This is a genomic window from Pectobacterium araliae (assembly GCF_037076465.1).
GTDB lineage: Bacteria > Pseudomonadota > Gammaproteobacteria > Enterobacterales > Enterobacteriaceae > Pectobacterium > Pectobacterium araliae.
Window position 1 is genome coordinate 279,156 of the sequence record NZ_AP028908.1, and the last position, 18,867, is coordinate 298,022.

The following is an 18,867-nucleotide window of genomic DNA, read 5'->3' on the forward strand; positions in this document are numbered from 1 at the left end:
ATGTTCAAGGTGGATAAACTGGCAAGCCAGCAAACCGGCATCGCGGAAAGCTATACCGATGCCTATGGCAAAGAGCACATTGTTGCTGCCGCAGTCAGAAACCAGATTCAGGCGATGATGGATGTTTCTGATAGCGGCAATGCGCCCCTGCCGCCTGTCCGTGTCTTTTTGCAAGGCCGAGATGCGGTCATCGAGCTTGCTGGTCACGGTGAATTCTTCTGGACGTTGATGTATGAAAACGGCGGTCAAATTCAAGGGCAGATAACCGGTGGTTCAACGCTGGCTTTGCCGGGCGTGCTGCCGCTGGGCTACCACTACCTGACGCTGACTCAGGCAGACCAGCGCTGGAGTTGTCGGGTTATTGTTGCACCACATCGCTGCTATGAGCCTGAAGCTTTACAGCAGGGAAAACGCTGGTGGGGCGTGACCGTACAGCTTTACACCTTGCGCTCGCACAACAACTGGGGGGTAGGGGACTTTGGCGATCTACGCCAACTGGTAGAACAGATTGCCCGCCGTGGCGGTGCCTTTGTGGGGCTGAACCCACTGCATTCGCTGTACCCGGCGTTAGCAGAGGCGGCGAGCCCTTACAGCCCATCGTCCCGCCATTGGTTGAACATTATTTATATCGATGTCAATCGGATTGATGATTTCCAGCAGAGTGGGGAAGCGCAGGCGTGGTGGCAGCGTGAGGAGACGCAAAGCGCCATCGCAGCGCTGCGGGCGGGGCGCTGGGTCGATTATGAACCGGTTACGCAGCTTAAGCTGGCTGCTCTGCGGCTGGCATACCGCTATTTTACTACCCGCAGTACGCTGGACCCGCGCATTAGTGCGTTTCGTCAGTTTGTTGTCAGCGGTGGACAAAGTCTGCAACTTCAGGCGACGTTTGATGCGTTGCAGGCTTACCTGAAAAAACAGGGTGAAAATTATGCGGATTGGCACCAATGGCCTGCCAGTTATCATGATGTACACAGTGAAACGGTAAAAGCATTCCGCCGTGAAAACAGCGATGAGATTACGTTCTATAGCTGGCTGCAATGGGTAGCATATGAGCAGTTAGCAGACTGCTATGCGCACAGTAAACAGCTTGGCTTGCCGTTAGGCTTGTATCGTGATTTGGCCGTCGGTGTCGCACAAGGTGGTGCAGAAACTTGGGACGAACGACAGCTCTATTGCCTTGATGCCTCTATCGGCGCACCGCCCGATCCGCTTGGGCCACAGGGACAAAACTGGCAGCTTGCGCCGATGAACCCCACCATGATGCAGCTTCGAGGCTATCAACCTTTTATCGATGTCTTACGCAGTAACATGGCGCACTGCGGTGCGTTACGCATCGATCATGTGATGGCGCTCTTGCGCCTGTGGTGGATACCGAAGGCGGAGTCGGCGGGCAACGGGGCTTACGTACATTATCCGGTCGACGATCTGCTAGCGGTGCTGGCGCTGGAAAGTCAGCGTCATCGCTGCCTGATTATCGGCGAGGATTTAGGCACGGTGCCGCCGGAAATTGTCAGCAAACTGCATGATTACGGTATCTATTCCTACAAAGTGCTGTTCTTTGAAAAGGACGAGGAGAACCGCTTTCGCGCCCCTGAGGATTACCCGCGTCAGGCGATGGCAACCATCACTACCCACGACCTCCCGACGCTGCGCGGCTACTGGCAAACTGTGGATTTATCGCTGGGGAGAGAACTAGGACTTTACCCGGAAGAGGCGTTGTTGCAGGAGCAGATGCAGCAACGTGAGAAAGCGAAGCAGGGGCTGCTCAACGCGTTGCACGAATTTGGGCTATTGCCGCAGCGTGTTGGCCGCAACTCGGCGCTAACGACAATGGGCGCACCACTGAGCCGTGGCGTTCATCGCTATATTGCTGATAGCGCCAGCGCACTGGTCGGGTTTCAACTGGAAGACTGGTTGGATATGGCCACGCCAGTCAATGTACCTGGCACCCACCGTGAGTACCCCAACTGGCGACGCAAGCTCACGCGTCCGCTGGAATCGATCTTCGCCGATCGCTGCCTTGAACGACTGGTTCGGGATGTGGATTTACGTCGTGGCGCGCCGATGAAAGAACAAAAAGTGTAAAACAGAACAATGCAACGCCTCCTGTATTAGGGAGGCGTTGGCAGAATATATCAGTGGGGAAATGGGATGCAGGAAACTGAATAGTACGAGTGAAACTTAATAATAAGAGTGCTCGCCACGCTGGTGTTCGGTGAGGTCTCTCACGCCTTTCAGCTCTGGGAAGGTTTGCAGCAGTTCTTTCTCGATCCCTTCTTTCAGCGTGACGTCGACCATAGAACAGCCGTTACAGCCACCGCCAAATTGCAGAATCGCCAGACCGTCATCGGTAATTTCCATCAGCGTCACGCGGCCGCCGTGGCCAGCCAGCTGTGGGTTGATCTGCGATTGCAGCACATATTCCACACGTTCCATCAGCGGGGCGCTGTCGTCCACTTTACGCATTTTGGCGTTCGGCGCTTTCAGTGTGAGCTGGGAACCTAATTGGTCGGTCACGAAGTCGATTTCAGCGTCTTCCAGATAAGGCGCGCTAAGCTCGTCCACATAAGCGGAAATCTTTTCAAACTTCAGTACGGTATCGCTGGCTTCTACGGCATCCGGTGGGCAGTAGGAGACACCGCACTCGGCGTTTGGCGTACCTGGATTGATAACAAATACGCGAATCTGTGTGCCTTCTTCCTGTTTTGCCAACAGTTTCAGGAAATGCTCCTGAGCAGCATCGGTAATACGGATCATAATAGTAAGCTCGATAGTTGACTGCACTTATCGGTTATAATACGCCCATCCTCCCCTTAACTACAAGGTTCGGTACAAACACCAGACCTGAACGCCCACCGCACCCTGAGCGAGCAATAGCCTGCTAATTTCAGCGGCGGTACTGCCCGTCGTGACGACATCATCCAGTAAAACCACCTGCTGCCCGGACAGCGAGATATCGCAGGAAAATGCGCCCCGTAGGTTTCGTCGTCGTGCGCTGGCGTTGAGCGTTTGCTGCAACGGTGTGCGTCGGGTGCGCTGCAAGTCACGTGGATCGTAAGCGCAGTTCAGCCAACGGGCGAGAGGGCGGGCGAGCAACTCGGTCTGGTTAAAGCCACGACGCCACTGGCGGTTCCGGTGCAGAGGAACGGTGAACAGGCGGTCGGGGCGGAACAGCGGAACCTGCCCGGTGAGCTTTCGCTCGCGGTAGGCCATCTGCCAGCGTAATAACAACTGTCGCGCAAGTACCGCCGCCAGCTCGGTTTTACCCGTAAACTTGAAATGCTTAAGCAGCGCGTTGAGCGGCGGTGCGTAGTCGCTGACAAAAGTCATCGATTGCCAGGGCGGTGGATTTTGCAGGCAGCGCCCGCACTGACGCGTGGTGTCGCCTGCGGGCAAGCCACAGCGCGGGCAGCAGGTGGGCAAACGGGGTAAATGGCGCTGACAGTACGAACAAATTCCCTGCTGGTTGTGACGAAGCGGCAATAAACATAGCCAGCAGCGTGCGGAGATGGTTAACATTGTTTTCCTTAAAGATCATTTTCCCTAAATACGGTTTTCCCTGAAATATATTGACCCTCATGCAAGCGTTAAGGGGTTCCCTGAGAAAGGAAGATAACGGATGGCAGCGTTGTATTGGCAGACCGAAGGCGCAGGAAATACGGATCTTGTGTTGCTGCACGGATGGGGATTGAATGCGCAGGTATGGCAAAGCATTATTGCGCGACTCGCCCCGCATTTTCGCCTGCATATGGTCGATTTGCCGGGCTATGGCAGAAGTCAGGCATTCGGTCCGATGTCGCTAAGCGACATGGCGGACTACGTGCTGGCGCAGGCACCGGAGCGTGCCGTCTGGCTGGGGTGGTCGCTGGGCGGACTGGTTGCCAGTCAAATTGCGTTGATCGCCCCTGCTCGGGTGGAAAAGCTGATTACCGTGGCGTCGTCGCCCTGTTTCAGCGCACAAGAGGGCTGGCCGGGCATTAAACCGGACGTATTACAGGGGTTTCAGCAGCAGCTCAGTGAAGATTTCCAGCGTACGGTTGAGCGGTTTTTGGCGTTACAAACGCTGGGAACGGAGAGTGCACGGCAGGATGCTCGGTTGTTAAAAAGCGTGGTGTTGGAACAACCGATGCCGTCAGTCGAGGTGTTGAACGCTGGGCTGGCAATCCTGCGTGAAGCCGATTTACGCCAGCCGTTAGCCGATTTAGCTGTGCCGTTCCTGCGGCTTTATGGTGCGTTAGACGGGCTGGTGCCACGCAAGGTGGCTGGGTTGTTGGATGATCAGTGGCCGAACTCAACGTCGGTGGTGATGCCAAAGGCCGCACATGCGCCGTTTATCTCGCATCCTGATGCCTTCTCCGAGCAGATAATTGCGTTCGCTCAGGCGTAGCCGACGATAATTTACATTTTCTCCTCAATTTCTCCACGATTTAACCGATGTTGGCAGTTAAGGTAATTTGGCACCTTATGCGCTAATGCCGATCGTTTACGCATCGAGATACACGGGGCGACCACAGGGGTGAGGCCTCCCTGCGGGAACCTCTCCCTGTGTTTCCCCTAATAATGGGCTTAAGTGACCAGTATTATCCTGAGCGCAGGGTTTTTCTCTGGGGTTAGTGAATCTATTCCGGTTGATAATAAGTAGGCTGCTCGTGAAGCAGCCACGTCAAAATATGGCTGAGGAGTGTAGGAGAGATGGCGAATTTTTTTGTCGACCGTCCTATTTTTGCGTGGGTGCTGGCTATCCTTCTCAGCCTGTGCGGTATGTTGGCAATCAAATCATTACCGCTAGAACAGTATCCCGATCTGGCGCCGCCCAGCGTAAGGATCACGGCTAACTACCCCGGTGCATCGGCACAGACGTTGGAAAATACCGTCACACAGGTTATCGAGCAAAGCATGACCGGGCTGGATAACCTGATGTACATGTCCTCGGACAGCAGCAATACCGGGCAGTCTCGCATTATGTTGACCTTTGAGGCAGGCACAGACCCCGATGAAGCGCGTCAGCAGGTGCAAAACCAGCTTCAGTCCGCTACCCGTAAGCTGCCGCAGGATGTGCAGCAGCAGGGCGTCACCGTCAGTAAAACGGGTGATACCAATATCCTGATGGTCGCGTTTGTCTCTACCGATGGCAGCATGGACAAACAGGATATCGCCGATTACGTCGCAACAAATATTCAGGAGCCGATCAGCCGTATCAGCGGGGTGGGCGAGGTCGATTCCTATGGGTCGCAGTATGCGATGCGCATCTGGCTGGATCCAGCCAAACTGATGGATTATGCGCTGACGACCAGCGACGTGGTGCGGGCTATCGAATCGCAGAACAGTCAGGTCTCGGTAGGGCAAGTCGGCGGCGTGCCGTCGGTGGATAATCAGGCGCTGAACGCCACGATCAATGCACAATCTTTGTTACAGACGCCGCAGCAGTTTCGCGATATCACGTTGCGGGTCAATCAAGACGGTTCTGCGGTGACGTTAGCCAATGTCGCGGAAGTAGAGCTTGGTGCAGAGCGCTACGATTTTCTCAGCCGTTTCAACGGTCAGGCAGCCTCCGGTCTGGGCGTAAAACTGGCGTCTGGCGCGAATGAGCTGGAAACCGATAAACGCGTCAGAGAACGTATCGAGGAGCTGTCGCAGTACTTCCCACACGGGCTGGAAGCCAAAATCGCCTTTGAAACCTCCCCTTTTGTTAAAGCCTCGATCACCGATGTGGTGAAAACGCTGTTTGAAGCGGTACTGCTGGTCTTTCTGGTGATGTACCTGTTCTTACAGAATTTTCGCGCCACCCTGATTCCCACGATTGCCGTGCCGGTGGTGTTGCTCGGTACGTTTGCCGTGCTGTATGCCTTCGGCTTTAGCCTGAATACGCTGACGATGTTCGCGATGGTGCTGGCGATTGGCTTGCTGGTGGATGATGCCATCGTGGTGGTGGAAAACGTGGAGCGAGTGATGAGCGAGGAAGGGCTCTCGCCACGCGACGCGACGCGAAAATCGATGGGGCAGGTGCAAGGCGCGTTGGTCGGGATTGCGCTGGTGCTGTCCGCCGTATTTGTGCCGATGGCTTTCTTTGGCGGCACCACGGGGGCGATCTACCGCCAGTTTTCCGTCACGATTGTGACGTCAATGGTTCTGTCCGTGTTGGTGGCGATGACGCTGACGCCCGCGCTGTGTGCGACGTTGCTCAAGCCGCTCGCCAAGGGGCAACACCACGGCCGTAAAGGGTTCTTCGGCTGGTTTAACCGCAGCTTTACCCGCACGTCGCTGAAGTATGAACGCGGTGTCGGCAAGATATTGATCAGCAGCGGGCGATGGCTGCTGCTGTATATGGGTATTATCGGGATTATGGCTTTCCTGTTTTTCCGGCTGCCAACCTCATTTTTGCCGCAGGAAGATCGGGGCGTGTTCACGACGCAAGTGCAGCTTCCACCGGGTTCGACGCAGCAGCAGACCCTACAGGTGGTCAACAAGATCGAGCAATATTATCTCACGCAGGAAAAAGACACCGTGACGTCTGTGTTTTCCACCATCGGCTCGGGGCCGGGTGGAAATGGGCAGAACGTCGCGCGGCTGTTTGTGCGCCTTAAAGACTGGAATGAACGCACGACGCCGGAGAGCAGCTCGTTTGCTGTGATCGAACGCGCGACCAAAGCCTTTCGCAAGATTCAGGAAGCGCGGGTGTTCGCCAGCAGCCCGCCATCGATTAACGGGCTGGGGAGTGCCGCGGGTTTCGGTATGCAGCTACAGGATCGCGGTGGGCTGGGGCACGACGCACTGATGGCGGCGCGGGATCGGTTGTTAAGTATGGCCGACAGCAATCCTGAGCTGACGCGTGTGCGTCACAATGGTCTGGACGACAGCTCGCAGCTGCGGATTCATATCGATCAGCGCAAAGCGCAGGCGCTGGGCGTGTCGGTGGATGACATTAACAGCACGCTGAAAACGGGCTGGGGATCGACCTATGTGAATGACTTCCTTGACCGTGGTCGTGTGAAAAAAGTTTACGTTCAGGCGGCGGCGACGTTCCGCATGCTGCCGGACGACGTCAGTAAATGGTATGTGCGCAACAACAGCGGCGGAATGGTGCCGTTCAGCGCCTTTGCGCAAACCGTCTGGGAAACCGGATCGCCGCGCCTTGAGCGTTACAACGGTTATTCCTCGCTGGAGATTGTTGGCGAGGCGACGCCGGGCGTCAGTACCGGTACGGCGATGAATATTATGGAATCGCTGGTGGGGCAACTGCCGGAAGGCTTTGGATTGCAATGGACGGGCATGTCGTTGCAGGAGCGGTTGAGCGGGGCGCAGGCACCGGCGCTGTATGCCATTTCGCTGCTGGTGGTGTTCCTGTGTCTGGCCGCGCTGTATGAAAGCTGGACGGTGCCGTTCTCCGTCATGCTGGTGGTGCCGATGGGCGTGCTGGGGGCGCTGGTGGCAACCTGGGCACGCGGTCTGGAAAACGATGTCTATTTTCAGGTTGGGCTACTGACGGTGGTCGGGCTATCAGCGAAGAACGCCATCCTGATCGTGGAATTCGCCAACGAAATGAACCAGAAAGGGAAGGATCTGGTTGAGGCCACGCTGGAGGCCTCCCGCCAGCGACTGCGGCCGATATTGATGACGTCACTGGCGTTTATTTTCGGCGTCCTACCGATGGCGACCAGCAGCGGTGCAGGCTCAGCCAGTCAGCATGCGGTGGGGACGGGCGTGATCGGTGGCATGCTAGCCGCCACCTTCCTCGCCATCTTCTTCGTGCCGCTGTTCTTTGTCGTCGTGCGCCGCCGCTTTCCGCCGAAGGAGAAGGCATGATGGAGCTATAGTGGTTGCCTTCGTCATTAATAAAGACGAGTAATGCACTTGTCTGACTACTCTCTTAACGGTGCGTGGTCAGACAACAATTTTATCGTCTGTGTGTGATGCAATTAACCTGAAACTGGCGAGTACATTCATTACAGCGTGCTACCAAATAAATAGGTGTGAAATTATTTATTCAATATTTCATACTCATGATAATTAAATATGCGACTGCTAAGTAAAAGCAGTAATGATATTATCTTTGATCTTTAAAATATTCTATGATAGAAATTTATTTAGGATGTATTAACTTTCAATGGAATGAATAGGAGTCGTAAATGGCTAGTGTTATCTATTTAAAAATTAACGGTGAGAGACAAGGCCTCATATCGGCAGGCGCATCCTCGGTAGATTCGATTGGTAATAAATATCAATCAGGGCATGAGGATGAAATTTTCATATATGAGTTAATGAATCAATTTACGCGACTGGAAAATGTATCTCTTCATCCTGTTGATATAAGAAAACCAATAGATAAATCCACACCGCTTTTAGCTCAGGCTTTGAATGATAAAGAAAAATTAAATTGCGAATTTTTATTGTATAGAACGTCATCCTTGGGTGGGCATGAAGTTTTTTTTAAAATATCTTTAAAAGATGCGATTGTTAACGATATTCGTTATTTTTATCCCCACTCATTGACGGATAATGATGGTCAACCTCAGGAAAATGTATCATTTAAATTTTCATCAATAACATTGGAGCATGTTATTGCTCGTACGAGTAGTTATATGCTATGGAGTGATTCAATTTATTGATTTTTAGAAATCCAAGGACGGATAAAGTAAATGAGTAAGCGATCAGAAATATTGGATGTCAATCAGGTAATATCAGCGAAGTATGGTATCATTTACACCGAAATATTAGGTTGGATAGACTTGGGGCATGCATCAGGTGATGACATCAGGAGTGTTTTGTCTCAAATGGAATTAGGTGAAAGTAAGCTCGATAAGTTTTATCATATTCGTTATGAACAAAACATGTTCGTTAAACGAAAGCTGGCAGGTACTGCTAAGTACAGTCTTTGGAAAATACGCCGAGGACGCTTACTATCTGAACGCCATAGTATCGCTCTTGCTATGATGATGAGAACGGGCATAGCATTTGAAGGAATGCAAGATAGTTGGCCTTTTAGCTGGGCTACAGACAGTGGCTTTAGTGGAGAAGACCTCGTGTCTGATTTGCTTGGGTTTTATCGAGCAATCCATGGTAAAAATTATCTTTCTGACTTAAAACCTGTTAGCAAGAATGAGTCAATTAAACGATGGGATTATTATGGCGCTGTTGGCAACTTTAAGAATAAAGGGTTTAGGCCTTTGTTGTTTCCTGATCCATCAAAATCACCAAACGCAAGGCCTTATCTAGGTGAATTACCCAGTTTTATGAAATCAGTGAAGCCATATTCAAATTTCGATTCTGGTGATGTCGTAATTGTAAATGACAGTGATTTTGGAGTATATTTAAACAATAAGAGGGTCTATGGGGATTAATAAGGGTATTGTTTTTTTTTTGCTTTTATGGCGATGGCAATATGTGCATTAATTAAACTAATGACTATTGATAGTCTTTCTTATACAAAGGAAAATTGGTTTTATGACCATTTCTTCTCAATGGAAGTTATAAGGGAGGCTCCCCTTGTCTCTCAGAATTATTACATAACCTATTCAGCCCATGATGGTAACAAACCTGAGACAAATATAATATTTTTTATGGGTACAGTTGACCAATTAAAATTGGAAAGCTATTTAATAGCTAAAGGATTTATTCCTGAAAATATTGATGCTAATACTATCCGCTGGCGTTCGCTGTCTTATAGTGAATATGACGTTTATCTGAGTGTCTACCCTGATAAAAAAGAAATTATTATGGCGGCAGTCGCTCTTGATTAGGGGAAATATAACGACAGTGCTGGTTTTTGCTTTTATCCCCGTCATACTTGAAGTTGTCGGTTCTCTGAGTTTTCCTGCTTACCCTATATTCTAAATAATTTAAGTTACGCGATAGCGACCAGCAGCGGCGTGGGCTCAGCCAGTCAGCATGCGGTGGGGACGGGCGTGATCGGTGGCATGCTAGCCGCGACCTTCCTTGCCATCTTCTTCGTGCCGCTGTTCTTTGTCGTCGTGCGCCGCCGCTTTCCGTTAAAGGAAAGAGCGGAGTAGGTTAGATATAAGTGAAATAATTTATGGTGAAATTCATCAAACTGTAAAAAAAGATAACTACGTTATGTCCTGCTAAATGACGCAACCAAGGACATAACAATGAAAGCTCGCTGGTTACTGCCTTTACTGGTTTCTGCTGCTTTACCGGGGATGGTGAAGGCTCAGGCTATTTATCCCATTGACCGCGCCACCATGCTAGCAGGCGGAAAATTCGATTTTAAAGTCGAGTTTGATGAAGTACTTAAGCCAGAAGATATCCGTATTCTGATCAACGGCAAGGATTACCAGCAGGTGCTGGGCAAAACGGCATCGTTTGTTGAGCGTGAAGATGGCGGCAACGCATCCTGTCCAAAGGGGTGACGGAAGGGAAAGCCGACGGTCGTCTGGCAATTGATGACCTGCAATATATGGCGTTTGCCGGTACATCCAGTACCGACTCTATCGCGGCCGACAGCGCCAACACCATGAGCGCCTACATGACCGGTCACAAATCCGGTGTGAATGCGTTGGGTGTGTACGTCAGCCGTAGTAAAAATTCACTGGATCACCCGAAGCAGGAAACGCTGGGTGAGCTGCTGACCCGTTCGACCAAGATGTCTGTCGGTGTCGTCAGCGATGCGGAACTTCAGGATGCGACGCCAGCCGCTGTGGTTTCTCATACCCGCCGCCGTGCGGATAAAGCCGAAATTGTCGAGATGTTCTACAACGTGCAGCCGACAGTCATGCTGGGCGGCGGTTCAGCCTACTTCCTGCCGAAAAGTACACCGGGATCAAAGCGTAAAGACGAAACCAACTACGTTGAGAAATTCCAGCAGGCGGGTTACTCACTGGTGACCGATGCGGATTCACTGAAGAAAAACGCATCACAGGCCACCAAGCTACTGGGGCTGTTCCATACCGGCAACATGGATGGCGTGATAGATCGTCGTTTCCTGAAAAATGACGTCGCCAAGAAATTCCCGAACCAGCCTGACCTGACGGACATGACGCAGGCGGCGCTGGATGTGCTGTCCAAAAACCAAGACGGCTTTTTCCTGATGGTGGAATCCGCGCTGATCGACAAAGCCTCTCACCCGCTGGATTGGGAACGCGCTTTCACTAACACCATCATGCTGGATCAGTCTGTGGCGATCGCCAAGAAATTCGCCGAGAAAAACCCAGACACGATGATCATCGTAACAGGTGACCATACGCACGGCCTGTCTATTATCGGTACGATCGATGACAGCAAACCAGGCACTGAGATGCGTGAGAAAGTCGGCGTGTATGAAGACGCAGGCTACCCGAACTATAAAGACGCCAACAAAGACGGTTACCCGGATGACCTGAACGTTTCTAAACGTCTTGCCGTGTTCTTCAACAATTTCCCAGATTATTACGAAACGTTCCGTCCGAAGCTGGATGGCCAGTTCGTTCCTGCTATCAAGAACGAAAAAGATGAATACGTTGCCAACAAAGCCTACGAGAAAGTGCAGGGTGCGGTATTCCGCGAAGGGATTCTGCCACGTTCTTCCGATACGGGCGTTCATGCCGTTGACGATATGGTGATTCAGGCGAGTGGCCCAGGTGCCGAACGTATCCGTGGCTATATGGAAAACACCGATCTGTTCCGCGTGATTGTCGATGCACTGGCGGTAAAACCGCAAGACAAAAAGTAATCCTACGACGCTATGAATAATGCGAAATGCAGCAAAGCGGGGGCAACCCCGCTTTTATTCTCTTGGTTGCGTGCGGTGCTGGTGATCCTCCTCCTTGGTGGCATCGCACCCGTGAACGCCACGCAGTCTGAACTCTCCTTCGATAAGCTGTATGCCTCTTACGGCGTGCTGGGTCTGGAATTCTCCAATGACGTCAAAGCGCTCTCCGGTAAACGGGTCACGATGCGTGGCTTTATGGCACCGCCGCTCAAGGCGGAGTCACAATTCTTTGTATTAACCAAAATGCCGATGGCGCTGTGCCCTTTCTGTTCGTCTGATGCGGACTGGCCTGAAGATATCGTTGTTGTCTACCTCGCCAAACGTCAGACCTTCGTACAGAACAACACCATGATTGAAGTCGAAGGCGTGCTGGAGCACGGATCGTGGACCGATCCCGAAACGGGGTTCGTCAGCCTGTTGCGGCTGCGTGAAGCTACGTTTGATACCCTTTAGGAGTGCCGATGGCTGAGTTATTGATTCAACACCTGAGTGTGACCTTCCCTGATACGTCCGAGGCGGTGCTGGATATTCCCGCGCTGTCGATTCGTTCTGGCGAACGCGTGGCGGTGATGGGGCCTTCTGGCTCCGGTAAGACCACGCTGGTGAATGCCATCACTGGGATGGATCACAGTGGAACGGGCTGTGTGCAGTGGGAAAAGCAGGATATCTGGCAGATGAACGAAGCGGAACGGGATCGTTGGCGGGCACAATACATCGGGTTAGTGATGCAGGACTTCCATCTGTTCCCCGGTTTGAATGCGCTGGAAAATGTCCTACTGCCCGCGCAGTTCCACCACTGGCGGATCCCTGCGGCGCTCAGGCAGCGGGCAGCGGATTTGCTGACGCAGGTCGGGCTTGATACCGCGAAACGGCCGATTGAAGTGTTATCACGCGGTGAGAAGCAGCGGGTTGCCGTCGCAAGAGCCTTACTTAGCAAGCCAGACATCATCATTGCCGATGAACCCACCGCCAGTTTGGATGCACAGAGCGGTGAGCAAATTGCCGATCTGCTGGTGACGCTGGCGCGCGAAAGTCGCGCAACGCTTATCGCCATTACGCACGATGCGCGTCTGGCTTCACAGCTGTCGCGCTGTATTCAACTGGAAAAAGGACGCCTGGTGGCGGACAAGCCCTATCAGGAGGATCGTGCATGATTCCATGGCGTCTAATCTGGGTCGACTGGCGTCGGCTCTGGCCGGGTGTACTGGTTGTGGTGTTGCTGATCGCGGTGGCGACAGCGTTAAGTATTTCAGTAAGTTTGCAGGAAAGGGCGCTGCGCATGGGCAGCGCCAAGGCGGCTGACCGTTTCGATCTGGTGATTGGGGCTCCGGGAAGTGAAACCCAACTCGTGCTGTCGTCCGTGTTCCTGCAACCGTCGGCGCTGACGCTGATTCCCGCGCAGGTGCTGACCGATCTGGAAAAGAACCCGCTGGTTGCCTGGGCAGCACCAGTTGCGTTTGGTGATTTCTATCAGGGGATGCCGATTGTCGGTACCACGCCGCCGCTGGTCACGGATAACGGTAAGCGACAACTCACCGCCGGACGTGTGTTCAACGACGGCTTTGAAGCCGTGGTGGGGGCGCAAACGGGGCTGACGGTTGGGAGTACATTTAGCCCAATTCATGGTCAGGTGGGTACGGAAGGCGCGCACGCGCACGATGACGTTATCTATACCGTGGTTGGTGTGTTGCCTGCGGACGGCAGCGCATGGGATAAAGCGATTCTGGTTCCGGTGAACGCCGTATGGCGGGTGCATGGTATCCATCCACCGCATGGTGCGGACGATGATCACGACCATAATGAGCATGAGGGTGAGCATGACGGCCATGCACATGATCATGATGAAACCGCACATGCGGAAGGCGAGCAGCATGCCGATGAGCATCACAACAACGTTCATCCAGCGGAAGGCGCGGAAAATGATGATCATCATGCTGCTGTCGCTCAGCCGGTAACGGCTCCACACGATGACGAGCACGGCGAAGCAGAAGCTCACGGGCACGCGCATCAGGCTGGTTTGCCCGCGATTGTCGTTAAACCGAAAACGATCGCGGGAGCCTATCAACTGCGTTCGCTGTATCGCAGTAACTCGACGCTGGCAGTGTTCCCCGGTGAGGTGCTGGTGAAGTTATACTCGATGCTGGGTGATATCCGCGAACTGCTGACCTATGTTTCGCTGGGGACTCAGGGATTAGTGGGCGTGGCCGTGGCGATGGTGGCGGTTATCCACCTGCGGCAGCGGCAGAAACAGATCGGCGCACTCCGTGCCTTTGGCGCACCGCACTACGGTATTTTCACGCTGATTTGGAGCGGGTTGATGTCGCTGGTGAGCGTCGGCGTGCTGCTGGGCGTCGGTCTGGGCTACGTTGCCGCACGCGGTATTGCAGTGGTGATGAGCGAGAAAAGCGGCTTTGTGCTGCCAGTGACGTTGGAGTGGGAAGATATCCACTTCGTCCTGCTCCTGTTACTGGTTGCCGCTGTCGTCCTTACGATCCCGGCGATACTGTCTTACCGACAGTCTCCCGCAACGGCGCTGCGAGGGGAATAAATGCGTCGACTCATTAGCTAAGCTGTGTTGGCATCGGGCGCGTTGTTTTGGCGTTCGATGCTGTCTTTTCTCCCATCTATAGACCCCGCTTGAATCGCTAAGACGATGAAAAGTCTATTCTATGGCTAGCTCAAACCGTAGGCAGAGGCATATACTTCGGCGGCGAATAAATAAATGGTGTTCCCTCCTCAGTACGGTCAACACGGATTGTTATGTTAAAGAACGGTTTTATCTTTTCAGGGCTGTGTTTAGTGCTCTGTGCTATCAGCAGCACGGCTACTGCACTATCCCCAGTGGCATTGAAAGACGGCATCAACCGAGTAGATCTCAATCAGGACGGCGGGAAGGATTATGTCGTCGTCGCCCAGTTTGACAATAATACCTCGCACCCCAATCTCGGGATGACTTTCTTTGTACTACGCCCGGACGGCGGACACAGCATTATGCCAGTTACCAACAGCAATACGTTTACCTGGTTTGATTATCGGCTATCCGCTGCGGCGGATTTTTTAGTACAGGATAATCGGTTGTTCCTGTCTGGAAAGCATTACTTTCTGGTGACGGCAAAGAAGCAAGGGGAAAACGTCTTTGATCCCACGAAAGTCCTTTTAACGATTTACGACTTTAAAGCCTCGCGGGACGATCCGGGTGTACCGCTCTATGAATGGTCAGAACGAAAGCGAGTAATAACGCAAGATACCTACCAATCCGTTGATGAAGCTTACAAGGAAGTGGATGAGGTGATGTTGGCAAAATGAAAATGTCCTCACTAATCACATTAGGGCTACTGTTTCCCCTCGCTACACTGGCACAACTTAGCGAACTGGATTACCAGCAACGCGTGCAAGATTTTTTTGATGCGGAGTCGCCGCTGTGTCTGGGTGAGAAGCAGTGGCCGATACATAGTCCTAAAGGCGACGCGCCTTGGAACAGCGGACGTTTGCACGCATTGGTCGATGCGGGTCTGGCCTACGCCACGCCGGAAGGAACCAGCACGATATATCGTTTATCGCCCATAGGGGATAAAAACTGGCGTCAGTACGGTGACTTGTGTTACGGCAGGATGCAGGTGGCGAGCATTGAGAAAATCGATCGCGTGAATCAGGAATTGACGGTGGTGTATTTCACTTATCGTTTAACGCCACTGGAAGACTGGGCACATAACCGGGCGTTACGCTTTGCCTTTAGCGAGCTGGATAATCTGGTTGGTGGCGTAGGGACCACGCGCTATTCGGCTACCATTCGTGAAGCGTTGGGTGGGGCGGCGAAATTGCAGGATTACCCTGTGCCAGTAGAGCTGGATTACTGATATTAAATAAAAAAACAGGGTGAACGCGGTTCACCCTGCTGCATTTTCCGCTATCGGCGCAATGCCAGAGGGATTAGCGCAAATCCAACATCGCGATATGATCCATATCGTCAAACGTCAGATTTTCGCCGATCATGCCCCAGATAAAGGCGTAGTTTTTGGTACCGACGCCAGTGTGAATCGACCAACTCGGGGAGATCACCGCCTGTTCGTTATGCATCACCAGATGACGCGTTTCATGCGGTTCACCCATCATATGAAAAATAATGGTGTCTTCCGCCATGTCAAAATAGAAGTAAACTTCCATTCTGCGTTCATGGGTATGCGTTGGCATTGAATTCCAGTTGCTGCCTTCTGCCAGACGCGTTAATCCCATGCTCAGTTGGCAGGTCTCGACCACTTCCGGCACCAGATATTTGCAAATCGTCCGTTTGTTGCAGGTTTTGACGTCTCCCAACGGCGCTTTTATCGCGTCATCCTGTGTGATGATACGCGTCGGGTAAACGGCATGTGCCGGGGCGCTGTTATAATACAGTTTTGCTGGTTTAGTCTTGTCGAGGCTGCTAAAGGCTAAGGCCTTAGCACCCTTGCCAACATAGAGCGCTTCCTCATTGCCAACCTGATAGCTTGTGCCGTCGATAACGATTTTTGCCGGACCACCGATATTGATCAGCCCCAGTTCGCGTCGCTCAAGAAAATAGTTCACGCCAAATTGTTTGCCGATGCCGTCATCAAACGTTATCTCACCATCCACTGGCATGATCCCGCCTACCACAATACGGTCAATGTGGCTGTAAGTCATGGTGTAGTGGTTTGGCGTAAATATTTTCTCAATGAGAAATTTCTTCCTCAGTTCGGTGGTATCAAGCGTTTTCGCATGCTCACTGTGTACACTTTGTCTTACGTCCATTTTGCTACCTTTTTATGCGTGTTTAGGTGAAAAGCGTTTTGCCCATAATGCCGTAATGATGGGCACCAATACTGACGTCACGATCACACTGGTGGCGACCAACGCTGTCGCCTGTTGAGCGACTGGTGCGAATTCTGGCGCCATATTTGCGATCAACAGGGGCGTCGCGACGGAGGCACCTGCGCTGCTGGATGCGGCTATGCCTGCGGTTCCATTACCGCCGCCGATAAATTTGTCCGCCAGAATCAATGGAATACCGGTAACAATAATCACCAATACGCCGAGGAAAATACCAGCGAACCCCGTTTGTAGAATCACCGATAAATTAATCGTATTGCCCAACGCAAAGGCGAAGAAAGGGATCAGCGTTTGTACTGAGTTGCCGAACAGCTTTCTCAAGTCCGAGTCCAGATTACCCAACGTAAAACCAATCAGGAAAGGCAGTACGGCACCGACAAATAGCTGGGGTTCAAAGGTCGCGATACCGCTGGCACCCAGAATGACCATGGTCATTAACGGGCCGGATTCCAGAGACATCAGCACGAAGGCTCCCGCTTCTTCTTTCGAACCGTACTGGTTCATCAATGCGGCGTACAGCCCACCGTTCGTCATGTCCATTGACGCGACCAGCGCAAGCACGGAGATTCCGGCCAGCAAACCATTTTGGATGCCATCACCCGGTAAGAACGTACCCGCGATCAGCGCCACAATCCAGGCGGTGGCGAGTTTGGTCACCACCAGAACGCCCGATTTTTTCAGCATCGTTCCCGTCGCTTTAAGCTCAATAGACGCGCCCATGCAGAAAAACCAGACGGCCAGAATCGGGATCGTGCCAGTAATCATACCGTTGCTGAAAGAACCTAAATATTTCCCAGCCCCCGGCGTAAAGGTATTACAGAATGCGCCCAAAAAGAGCGGAACCAGCATTAATCCCCCAGGGATTTTATCAATAGCTTGTTTGATTTTCATAACAGTCCTGATTGTAAAAATAGAAATGTGTTCATCCCGCCGTCAATAAAGACAGAGATTGTTTGTATAACGTCATCAATAGAAGGGAAACTCTATTTCATTAATTATTGAAGATGGTCGTCCTTATTATAAAGTTGATCATTCATATTTTTCAGTATCTTAATATTTAGCGTTGTGATGTTTTTTTAGTGATAGAAAACCTTTCCGTAATGCTTAGCAAGCTTTTACAGATAATGATGTCGTGACTATCGCCATGAAAATCTCAATGAATTATGAATTGAAATTCACTATGGATATTTAATAAAAATATATTATCTACTATCAATATTCCTACTGTTGATATGAGCAGTGATCGCTTTGCTGGTTTTAATCAGGCTTGCCAAATGTTTCTCTTTTTTTCCATTAGCATATTGCGATTGCATCCCGTTAACGCCGATGGCGGCGATGACTTCACCGTCCTGATTAAAAATCGGTGCAGCCATACAACAAATTTCTTCTATATCTTCACCATCGTCTATTGCCCAGCCTTGTTCCTTAACGGTCTTTAGGTGTTGTAGAAAATCGTCTTTATTGGTAATTGTCCGAGGCGTTAAATATTCAAACGTACAATCGGTAATCAGTGATTCAATTCTTTCCTCTGGTAGCCACGCTACGAGTACTTTTCCGAGAGACATACGGTTAAAAATAATTTTCTTACCTTCCCAGGATGTTTTGACAATCGCTTTGGGAGATTCTACTTTACTCAGGAAGAAGCCATTATCGCCGTCCAGAATACCAAGATGGCAGGTCAATTCCGTCTCTTTGACCAATTCATGCATAAAATTAATCGTATCTTTACGCAGATCAATATTTTTTATTACCAGCCCGCCCAGCTCAAATAGTCTCAACCCCAAAACATAACGTCCGTCGGCGCGCTGGCGTAATAGCTGTGTGACCACCAGCACTTCCAATAGATGATGTACGCTGCTTTTGGGGATAGACAAATCAGTACATATCTCAGTGAAACTGGCTTCGTCATGTTTAGCGATGTAGTCAATAATCATCACTAAACGGACGGCTGCCGGCGCTTTACTGTGTTCGAGCTGTTGGAATATATTCATGATGTTCTATATATAAAACTATGGTTTCCTATATAGAACAATAATAATGCAACGGTAATTTATTTACCTAGATACAGATCACAAAACGATCTCAAATAGGTTGAATATTTCAATATAAATGAAATGTAGTTTTATTAGGGAAACAAAATAGCGATATTGGGGCGGGGAAAAGAAAGATTCCTGACCTTATTTTCATAAGACAAGGAATTTTTTAAATAATAATAGAATGGCGATTAGCTAATACGGGTCACTTAAGCCCGTTATTTGGGGAAACACACGGGGAGGTTCCCGCAGGGATGCCTCACCCCTGTGGTCGCCCCGTGTATC

The 18,867-nt window shown here is 51.3% G+C and carries 18 protein-coding genes and 1 pseudogene; 14 read left to right on the plus strand and 5 right to left on the minus strand.

All coding sequences use genetic code 11. From position 1 onward, the window contains the following. Complete coding sequence (gene malQ / locus AACH44_RS01235; protein WP_261846765.1) at positions 1-2,085, plus strand: 4-alpha-glucanotransferase; 2,085 nt, start codon at positions 1-3, stop codon at positions 2,083-2,085. Positions 2,086-2,181: 96 nt separating this feature from the next. Here malQ and nfuA read toward each other — a convergent pair whose 3' ends face one another. Further along, the gene (gene nfuA / locus AACH44_RS01240; protein WP_039304954.1) at positions 2,182-2,757 is read right to left on the minus strand and encodes a Fe-S biogenesis protein NfuA; all 576 of its coding nucleotides are present in this window, start codon (positions 2,755-2,757) and stop codon (positions 2,182-2,184) included. A 60-nt stretch (positions 2,758-2,817) separates the two neighbouring features. Beyond that, complete coding sequence (gene gntX / locus AACH44_RS01245; RefSeq protein ID WP_261846764.1) at positions 2,818-3,519, minus strand: DNA utilization protein GntX; 702 nt, start codon at positions 3,517-3,519, stop codon at positions 2,818-2,820. A gap of 100 nt (positions 3,520-3,619) precedes the next feature. Here gntX and bioH point away from each other — a divergent pair, with 100 nt between their 5' ends. The 13 genes and pseudogenes from bioH to AACH44_RS01305 all read left to right on the plus strand — a co-directional run bounded on the left by bioH (position 3,620) and on the right by AACH44_RS01305 (position 15,561). After that, positions 3,620-4,387: a pimeloyl-ACP methyl ester esterase BioH gene (gene bioH / locus AACH44_RS01250; protein WP_261846763.1), complete on the plus strand. Its 768-nt coding sequence runs from the start codon at positions 3,620-3,622 to the stop codon at positions 4,385-4,387. 305 nt (positions 4,388-4,692) lie between these two features. Beyond that, a complete protein-coding gene (gene acrD, locus AACH44_RS01255) occupies positions 4,693-7,803 on the plus strand; it encodes a multidrug efflux RND transporter permease AcrD (RefSeq protein ID WP_338659468.1) in 3,111 nt (1,036 codons plus the stop codon). 323 nt (positions 7,804-8,126) lie between these two features. After that, positions 8,127-8,606, plus strand: coding sequence for an Hcp family type VI secretion system effector (locus tag AACH44_RS01260; protein WP_044205422.1), 480 nt, complete (start codon positions 8,127-8,129; stop codon positions 8,604-8,606). Between the two features lie 30 nt (positions 8,607-8,636). Then, on the plus strand, positions 8,637-9,338 hold the full coding sequence (locus tag AACH44_RS01265; protein ID WP_044205425.1) for a hypothetical protein: 702 nt from the start codon (positions 8,637-8,639) through the stop codon (positions 9,336-9,338). A 60-nt stretch (positions 9,339-9,398) separates the two neighbouring features. Further along, the gene (locus tag AACH44_RS01270) at positions 9,399-9,737 is read left to right on the plus strand and encodes a hypothetical protein (protein ID WP_226310964.1); all 339 of its coding nucleotides are present in this window, start codon (positions 9,399-9,401) and stop codon (positions 9,735-9,737) included. Positions 9,738-9,848: 111 nt separating this feature from the next. Continuing rightward, a pseudogene (locus AACH44_RS21140) lies at positions 9,849-10,007 on the plus strand (efflux RND transporter permease subunit); the annotation flags it as partial. A 99-nt stretch (positions 10,008-10,106) separates the two neighbouring features. Then, positions 10,107-10,367, plus strand: a complete 261-nt coding sequence (locus tag AACH44_RS01275; RefSeq protein WP_338659469.1) for a hypothetical protein — start codon at positions 10,107-10,109, stop codon at positions 10,365-10,367. Then, the gene (locus AACH44_RS01280) at positions 10,364-11,665 is read left to right on the plus strand and encodes an alkaline phosphatase (protein ID WP_338659470.1); all 1,302 of its coding nucleotides are present in this window, start codon (positions 10,364-10,366) and stop codon (positions 11,663-11,665) included. Before AACH44_RS01275 ends, AACH44_RS01280 begins: the two co-directional genes overlap by 4 nt. A gap of 12 nt (positions 11,666-11,677) precedes the next feature. Then, positions 11,678-12,157 (plus strand): hypothetical protein, encoded by a 480-nt coding sequence (locus tag AACH44_RS01285; protein ID WP_261846760.1) that lies wholly within the window; start codon positions 11,678-11,680, stop codon positions 12,155-12,157. Positions 12,158-12,165: 8 nt separating this feature from the next. After that, on the plus strand, positions 12,166-12,858 hold the full coding sequence (locus AACH44_RS01290; protein WP_338659471.1) for an ABC transporter ATP-binding protein: 693 nt from the start codon (positions 12,166-12,168) through the stop codon (positions 12,856-12,858). Continuing rightward, positions 12,855-14,252, plus strand: a complete 1,398-nt coding sequence (locus tag AACH44_RS01295) for an FtsX-like permease family protein (RefSeq protein WP_338659472.1) — start codon at positions 12,855-12,857, stop codon at positions 14,250-14,252. The genes AACH44_RS01290 and AACH44_RS01295 overlap by 4 nt, the downstream gene beginning before the upstream one ends. 212 nt (positions 14,253-14,464) lie before the next feature. After that, positions 14,465-15,010: a carbapenem self-resistance protein CarG family protein gene (locus AACH44_RS01300; RefSeq protein WP_338659473.1), complete on the plus strand. Its 546-nt coding sequence runs from the start codon at positions 14,465-14,467 to the stop codon at positions 15,008-15,010. Then, complete coding sequence (locus AACH44_RS01305; RefSeq protein ID WP_338659474.1) at positions 15,007-15,561, plus strand: carbapenem biosynthesis protein CpmH; 555 nt, start codon at positions 15,007-15,009, stop codon at positions 15,559-15,561. Before AACH44_RS01300 ends, AACH44_RS01305 begins: the two co-directional genes overlap by 4 nt. 73 nt (positions 15,562-15,634) lie before the next feature. Here the strand turns inward: AACH44_RS01305 and kduI are convergent, their stop codons facing one another. From kduI to AACH44_RS01320, 3 genes are all read right to left on the minus strand, one after another. Continuing rightward, the gene (gene kduI / locus AACH44_RS01310) at positions 15,635-16,471 is read right to left on the minus strand and encodes a 5-dehydro-4-deoxy-D-glucuronate isomerase (RefSeq protein ID WP_261846755.1); all 837 of its coding nucleotides are present in this window, start codon (positions 16,469-16,471) and stop codon (positions 15,635-15,637) included. 12 nt (positions 16,472-16,483) lie between these two features. Then, positions 16,484-17,440 (minus strand): 2-keto-3-deoxygluconate transporter, encoded by a 957-nt coding sequence (kdgT, locus tag AACH44_RS01315; RefSeq protein WP_261846754.1) that lies wholly within the window; start codon positions 17,438-17,440, stop codon positions 16,484-16,486. Positions 17,441-17,751: 311 nt separating this feature from the next. Then, the gene (locus AACH44_RS01320; protein ID WP_261846753.1) at positions 17,752-18,540 is read right to left on the minus strand and encodes an IclR family transcriptional regulator; all 789 of its coding nucleotides are present in this window, start codon (positions 18,538-18,540) and stop codon (positions 17,752-17,754) included. Positions 18,541-18,867 lie beyond the last annotated feature (327 nt).

Coding starts and splice junctions, on each gene's coding strand:
- AACH44_RS01270 (WP_226310964.1), top strand. CDS start 9,399: ATGACTATTGATAGTCTTTCTTATACAAAGGAAAATTGGTTTTATGAC.
- AACH44_RS01260 (WP_044205422.1), top strand. CDS start 8,127: ATGGCTAGTGTTATCTATTTAAAAATTAACGGTGAGAGACAAGGCCTC.
- AACH44_RS01275 (WP_338659469.1), top strand. CDS start 10,107: ATGAAAGCTCGCTGGTTACTGCCTTTACTGGTTTCTGCTGCTTTACCG.
- bioH (WP_261846763.1), top strand. CDS start 3,620: ATGGCAGCGTTGTATTGGCAGACCGAAGGCGCAGGAAATACGGATCTT.
- gntX (WP_261846764.1), bottom strand. CDS start 3,519: ATGTTAACCATCTCCGCACGCTGCTGGCTATGTTTATTGCCGCTTCGT.
- AACH44_RS01305 (WP_338659474.1), top strand. CDS start 15,007: ATGAAAATGTCCTCACTAATCACATTAGGGCTACTGTTTCCCCTCGCT.
- malQ (WP_261846765.1), top strand. CDS start 1: ATGTTCAAGGTGGATAAACTGGCAAGCCAGCAAACCGGCATCGCGGAA.
- AACH44_RS01300 (WP_338659473.1), top strand. CDS start 14,465: ATGTTAAAGAACGGTTTTATCTTTTCAGGGCTGTGTTTAGTGCTCTGT.
- AACH44_RS01265 (WP_044205425.1), top strand. CDS start 8,637: ATGAGTAAGCGATCAGAAATATTGGATGTCAATCAGGTAATATCAGCG.
- acrD (WP_338659468.1), top strand. CDS start 4,693: ATGGCGAATTTTTTTGTCGACCGTCCTATTTTTGCGTGGGTGCTGGCT.
- kduI (WP_261846755.1), bottom strand. CDS start 16,471: ATGGACGTAAGACAAAGTGTACACAGTGAGCATGCGAAAACGCTTGAT.
- kdgT (WP_261846754.1), bottom strand. CDS start 17,440: ATGAAAATCAAACAAGCTATTGATAAAATCCCTGGGGGATTAATGCTG.
- AACH44_RS01285 (WP_261846760.1), top strand. CDS start 11,678: ATGAATAATGCGAAATGCAGCAAAGCGGGGGCAACCCCGCTTTTATTC.
- AACH44_RS01290 (WP_338659471.1), top strand. CDS start 12,166: ATGGCTGAGTTATTGATTCAACACCTGAGTGTGACCTTCCCTGATACG.
- AACH44_RS01320 (WP_261846753.1), bottom strand. CDS start 18,540: ATGAATATATTCCAACAGCTCGAACACAGTAAAGCGCCGGCAGCCGTC.
- AACH44_RS01295 (WP_338659472.1), top strand. CDS start 12,855: ATGATTCCATGGCGTCTAATCTGGGTCGACTGGCGTCGGCTCTGGCCG.
- nfuA (WP_039304954.1), bottom strand. CDS start 2,757: ATGATCCGTATTACCGATGCTGCTCAGGAGCATTTCCTGAAACTGTTG.